The following is a 5,304-nucleotide window of genomic DNA, read 5'->3' on the forward strand; positions in this document are numbered from 1 at the left end:
ACCTCAAGGCAAAGCTCACCGTGCAGGCAGCTGCCTTCACCGCCAGCGCCCGCAGCAAGATCGAAGCTGCTGGTGGCAGTTGTCAAGTCATCTGATCACCTTGGGGGCCTCCGCCCTATGGTCTGAACCGTCCAGCGGATTCGGGGGGCCTTCCCGGGATCCGCTGGGCGTTTTTTTGATGTCCACCTCACGCCGCCATGCTTGTTAGCCGGGGTCGCAACCCCAGTGCCGGGGAAATCCTCAGCCAACTGATCCAATCCAAGGGCCTGCGCGACCGGGTGCTGACCACCCTCGGCCTGTTACTGCTCGTGCGGCTGGGCATCTACATCCCGATGCCGGGCATCGACCGGGTGGCCTTCCAGGAGTTCCTCTCCCGCGGCGGCCAGCTGATCGGCTTCCTTGACATTTTCACCGGCGGAGGCCTCTCCACCCTGGGCATCTTTGCCCTGGGGATCCTGCCCTTCATCAACGCCTCGATCATCATCCAGCTGCTCACCGCAGCCCTGCCCCAGCTCGAAGACCTCCAGAAAAACGAGGGCGAGGCAGGCCGCCGCAAAATCGCCCAGATCACCCGCTACGTGGCCCTGGGCTGGGGGATCCTCCAGAGCCTGGTGTTCGCCCTGATCCTGCGGCAGTACGCCACCGAGGGCCTCTCGGAACCCGTATTCGTGATCCAGACGGCCCTGGCCCTAGTGACCGGCTCGATGGTGGTGATGTGGATCAGCGAAGTGATCACCGAGCGAGGCATCGGCCAGGGGGCCTCCCTGGTGATCTTCGTGAACATCGTGGCCACCCTGCCGAAGGCCCTCGGCTCCACCATTGAGCTGGCCCAGAGCGGCGACCGCAGCACCGTCGGCGGCATCGTGGTGCTGGTGCTGGTCTTCCTGCTGACGATCGTGGGGATCATCTTTGTGCAGGAGGGCAACCGCCGCATCCCGATCGTGAGTGCCAAGCGGCAGGTGGGGGGAGCCGGGGTGCTCTCGGCCCGCCAGAGCTACCTGCCCCTCAAGCTCAATGCCGGCGGGGTGATGCCGATCATTTTCGCCTCGGCAGTGGTGTTCCTACCGCTCACCATCGCCAACCTCACCGGCAGCCCCTGGCTGATCCAACTGGCTGGCTATCTCAACCCCAACAGCAGCACCCCCTGGCTCTACGCCCTGGTGTTCTTCGCCCTGATCTGCGGCTTTGGCTTTTTCTACGCCTCGCTCACCGTCAATCCGGTGGACATCGCCACCAACCTCAAACGCAGCGGAGTGGCGATCCCAGGGGTACGTCCCGGCTCCGCCACCGCCAACTACCTCAGTGGCGTCCAAAACCGTTTGACCCTGCTGGGGGGGCTGTTTCTGGGCGCCGTAGCAATCATCCCTTCGGCTGTGGAAGGGGCCACCCAGGTGCGCACCTTCCAGGGCCTGGGGGCCACCTCCCTCCTAATCCTGGTGGGCGTGGCTATCGACACGGCCAAGCAGGTGCAGACTTACGTGATCTCCCAACGCTATGAGGGGATGGTGCGGCAGTGACCACAAGCCCGCCCAATAAGCCTCCCGATCCCAGCCGTTTGCGGTGCCCCCTTGCAGTGCCGTTTGGAGTTCAGCTTGAAGCTCAGTTTGCATTAATGACATGAAAAAACGTCTCCTGTTCCTCGGCCCCCCCGGCGCTGGCAATGGCACCCAGGCGGAGCTCCTGGCCGCAGCCCACAACCTGCTGCACCTCTCCACGGGCGACCTGCTGAGGGCCGAGGTGGCCGCCGGCACCTCTCTTGGCATGGAAGCTGAGGCGGTAATGGCCAGCGGGGCCCTGGTAAGCGACGAGCTGGTGCTGGCGATCGTGCGCAGCCGCCTGGAGACCCAGGCGGCCAGCGATGGGGGCGGCTGGCTACTGGATGGCTTCCCCCGCAACCTGGCCCAGGCAGAGGCCCTGGGCCAGCTGCTGGAGGAACTCCACCAGCCGATCGAGCTGGTGGTGCTGTTGGAGCTCGACGATGCCGTGCTGCTCCAGCGGCTGCTGGGTCGGGGCCGGGCCGATGACAACGAAAGCGTGATCCGCCACCGGCTCGAGGTGTACCGGGAGCAAACCGCACCCCTGATTCGCTACTACCGGGAAGCGGCCCTGCTCCAGTCGGTAGAGGCCCACGGCACGGTGGACACCATTGCGGCCCGCATCACAGACCTACTGGCCTGAGCAGCCAAAGGAGGTTGACCCCTGTGGTAGGTTGTCGGTTTGCAAATTCGGAGAGCACAACGCCCATGAAGGTGCGTGCCTCAGTCAAGAAAATGTGCGACAAATGCCGGGTGATTCGTCGCCACGGCAGGGTGATGGTGATTTGCACCAATCCCAAGCACAAGCAGCGCCAAGGCTGACCAGCCCTGGCCAGCCCCGCCTGGGGGCCAGCTGTTTTCGATTAATTCCCGCTCCGCTTCGGCGGCAGCGGATCTTGCCCCCTCATTGATTTCCCCCGTGGCTCGGATTGCCGGCGTAGATATCCCTCGCGAAAAGCGCGTTGAGATTTCCCTCACCTATGTGTATGGCATCGGTCTTACCCGTGCCCAGAAGATCCTGAGCAAAACCGGGGTCAACCCGGACACCAGGGTCAAGGACCTCAGCGACGCCGACGTTCAGAAACTACGGGGTGCCGCCGAGGCCTTCACCCTCGAAGGTGACCTGCGCCGCCAGGAGGGCATGGCCCTCAAGCGCCTCCAGGACATCGGCTGCCTGCGCGGCCGCCGTCACCGCATGGGCCTGCCCGTGCGGGGCCAACGCACCCGCACCAACGCCCGTACCCGCCGGGGTGCCCGCAAAACCGTGGCCGGCAAGAAGAAGTAGGCGCCCTAGCCACTTCCCTTGTCACCCTCCCTGCCCGTTCCCTGATCACCTCCTGCAGCAGCAGGCCTTTCCGCCATGGCCAAGCCAGCCAAAAAATCCGGCGCCAAGAAAACGAAGCGCAACGTGCCCAACGGCATGGCCCATATCCAGAGCACCTTCAACAACACGATTGTGTCGATCACCGACACGGCCGGAGAAGTGATCTCCTGGAGTTCGGCCGGCGCCAGCGGCTTCAAGGGGGCCCGCAAAGGCACTCCTTTCGCCGCCCAAACCGCCGCCGAGGCTGCGGCCCGCAGGGCGCTCGAACAGGGCATGCGTCAGATCGAGGTACTGGTGCGTGGCCCTGGCTCAGGCCGGGAAACAGCCATCCGGGCCCTGCAGGTGGCCGGCCTGGAAATCACCCTCATCCGCGACGTAACTCCCCTTCCCCACAACGGCTGCCGTCGCTCCAAGCGTCGCCGCGTCTGAGTCGGCGCCCCGCGCTTGCCCCCAGGGCCATCTCCAACCTTTCGAGCCTTCAGACCGTGCTGCATTATCAAATTGATCGGATCGAGCATCAGGTCGTCGAAGACCGGTCCCAGACGGGCACCTTCCTGATTGGCCCCCTCGATCGCGGCCAGGCGACCACCCTGGGCAATGCCCTAAGGCGGGTGTTGATCGGCAGCCTTGAGGGCAGCGCCATCACCGCCGTTCGCATCTCCGGTGTCAACCACGAATACGCCACCGTCCCTGGGGTGCGCGAAGACGTGCTCGACATCCTCCTGAACTGCAAGCAGATCTCGGTCAACAGCCGCAACCGCGAACTGGAAATCGGCCGCTTGGTGGTGAATGGCCCCGCCACCGTCACCGCCGCCGACCTCCAGTTCTCCTCCCAGGTTCAGGTGATTGACGGCGGCCGCCTGATCGCCACGGTGGCCGAAGGCCACAGCCTGGAGATGGAGGTACACGTGGAACGGGGCGTGGGCTACAGACCGGTCAATCGCCACAGCGAAGACACGAGCGCCATCGACCTGCTCCAAATTGATGCGGTGTTCAAGCCCGTGCGCCGGGTCAACTACACCGTGGATGAAACGGCCGTCGGCGAAGGGGGATCGGCCCGCGAGCGCCTGCGCCTTGAAATCGAGACCAATGGCAGCGTCACCCCTGACGACGCCATGGCCCAGGCTGCCAACCAGCTGATCGCCCTGTTCCAGCCCCTGGCCAGCCTGACCCTGGTGGAGGAGCCCGGCATCGAACCGGAGCCCTCGGCCGAGACCCAGATCCCCCTCGAGGAGCTCAACCTGTCGGTGAGGGCCTACAACTGCCTGAAGCGCGCCCAGGTCAATTCCGTAAGCGACCTGATGGGCTTCAGCTATGAAGATCTGCTCGAGATCAAGAACTTCGGCTCCAAATCAGCCGATGAAGTGATCGAAGCGCTCGAGCGCATCGGCATCACCCTGCCCCAGAGCCGCACCAGCGCCTGAGCGGCGCCCCCGTTTCCCGACACGCCCCCCACCAGCCCAGTTCCATGCGACACCAGTGCCGAGTCCCCATGCTGGGACGCCCCGCCGACCAACGCAAAGCGATGCTCAGGGGGCTCACCACCCAACTGATTCGTGAGGGCAGGGTCACCACCACCAAGGCCCGGGCCAAGGCCCTGCGTGACGAAGCCGAACGCATGATCACCCTGGCCAAGGATGGCAGCCTGGCGGCCCGCCGCCGCGCCATCGGCTACATCTACGACAAGCAGTTGGTGCATGCCCTGTTTGACAAGGCCCAGGACCGCTATGGAGAGCGCCAGGGTGGCTACACCCGCATCATCCGCACCGTGCCCCGTCGGGGTGACAACGCCGAGATGGCCATCATCGAGCTGGTCTGAAGACGGCGCCAGCACGGCGATCGAGGCGCCCCTGCGCCGGATTGCCCTGTGCCTGCAGTACGACGGGGCCGCCTTCTGCGGCTGGCAGCGACAACAGAACGCCCCCAGCGTGCAGGCAACCCTCGAGCAGGTGATCTCGGGCCTGGATCCCCAGGGCCCTGGCCGCACCGTTGCAGCAGGTCGCACCGATACGGGCGTTCATGCGGCCGGCCAGGTAGTCCACTTCGACAGCGCCGGGCCGATTCCTGCCGGGCGCTGGGCCAAAGCCCTGAACGGGCGGCTGCCGAGCTCAATCCACGTTCGGGCAGCCACCGAGGTGCCAGCCAGCTGGCATGCCTGCTTCAGCGCCACCTACCGGCGCTACCGCTACACGATCCACAACTCGTGCAGCGCCACTCTCTTTCTAGCCCCCTGGACCTGGCATAGATACCAGCGGCGATTGGATGAGGCGGCTATGGGTCGGGCCCTGGCGGCGATGCTGGGGGAGCACGACTTCTCCGCCTTCCAGCGGGCCGGCAGCAGTCGCGCCCACGGCCGCACCACCATGCAGGAGGTGCAAATTGATCGGCAGGGCGATCTGATCACGGTGGAACTCCAGGCCAGCGGCTTCCTCTATGGCATGGTTC

Annotated in this window: 9 protein-coding genes; all 9 read left to right on the forward strand. The window is 65.2% G+C overall.

Annotated features, from left to right (window positions below; all coding sequences use genetic code 11):
* On the forward strand, positions 1-95 hold a 95-nt coding region (locus KBZ07_RS15770; protein ID WP_254932502.1), incomplete at its 5' end, for an uL15m family ribosomal protein.
* A 102-nt stretch (positions 96-197) separates the two neighbouring features.
* Positions 198-1,517, forward strand: a complete 1,320-nt coding sequence (secY, locus tag KBZ07_RS15775) for a preprotein translocase subunit SecY (RefSeq protein WP_254932498.1) — start codon at positions 198-200, stop codon at positions 1,515-1,517.
* A 100-nt stretch (positions 1,518-1,617) separates the two neighbouring features.
* Complete coding sequence (locus tag KBZ07_RS15780) at positions 1,618-2,178, forward strand: adenylate kinase (protein WP_254932499.1); 561 nt, start codon at positions 1,618-1,620, stop codon at positions 2,176-2,178.
* A gap of 65 nt (positions 2,179-2,243) precedes the next feature.
* Positions 2,244-2,357, forward strand: a complete 114-nt coding sequence (rpmJ, locus tag KBZ07_RS15785) for a 50S ribosomal protein L36 (RefSeq protein WP_006173336.1) — start codon at positions 2,244-2,246, stop codon at positions 2,355-2,357.
* Positions 2,358-2,454: 97 nt separating this feature from the next.
* On the forward strand, positions 2,455-2,820 hold the full coding sequence (rpsM, locus tag KBZ07_RS15790; protein ID WP_197147992.1) for a 30S ribosomal protein S13: 366 nt from the start codon (positions 2,455-2,457) through the stop codon (positions 2,818-2,820).
* Positions 2,821-2,895: 75 nt separating this feature from the next.
* The gene (gene rpsK, locus KBZ07_RS15795) at positions 2,896-3,288 is read left to right on the forward strand and encodes a 30S ribosomal protein S11 (RefSeq protein WP_254932500.1); all 393 of its coding nucleotides are present in this window, start codon (positions 2,896-2,898) and stop codon (positions 3,286-3,288) included.
* Between the two features lie 56 nt (positions 3,289-3,344).
* Positions 3,345-4,283, forward strand: coding sequence for a DNA-directed RNA polymerase subunit alpha (locus KBZ07_RS15800; protein WP_197147990.1), 939 nt, complete (start codon positions 3,345-3,347; stop codon positions 4,281-4,283).
* 44 nt (positions 4,284-4,327) lie between these two features.
* Positions 4,328-4,678 (forward strand): 50S ribosomal protein L17, encoded by a 351-nt coding sequence (gene rplQ / locus KBZ07_RS15805; RefSeq protein WP_254932501.1) that lies wholly within the window; start codon positions 4,328-4,330, stop codon positions 4,676-4,678.
* A 19-nt stretch (positions 4,679-4,697) separates the two neighbouring features.
* On the forward strand, positions 4,698-5,304 hold a 607-nt coding region (gene truA / locus KBZ07_RS15810; protein WP_254932503.1), incomplete at its 3' end, for a tRNA pseudouridine(38-40) synthase TruA.

The sequence above is a fragment of the Cyanobium sp. BA20m-14 genome (genome assembly GCF_024346295.1).

What these genes read in the sequence shown, in the direction of transcription:
- secY (WP_254932498.1), top strand. Translation starts at nt 198, where the DNA reads ATGCTTGTTAGCCGGGGTCGCAACCCCAGTGCCGGGGAAATCCTCAGC.
- rplQ (WP_254932501.1), top strand. Translation starts at nt 4,328, where the DNA reads ATGCGACACCAGTGCCGAGTCCCCATGCTGGGACGCCCCGCCGACCAA.
- KBZ07_RS15780 (WP_254932499.1), top strand. Translation starts at nt 1,618, where the DNA reads ATGAAAAAACGTCTCCTGTTCCTCGGCCCCCCCGGCGCTGGCAATGGC.
- rpmJ (WP_006173336.1), top strand. Translation starts at nt 2,244, where the DNA reads ATGAAGGTGCGTGCCTCAGTCAAGAAAATGTGCGACAAATGCCGGGTG.
- rpsK (WP_254932500.1), top strand. Translation starts at nt 2,896, where the DNA reads ATGGCCAAGCCAGCCAAAAAATCCGGCGCCAAGAAAACGAAGCGCAAC.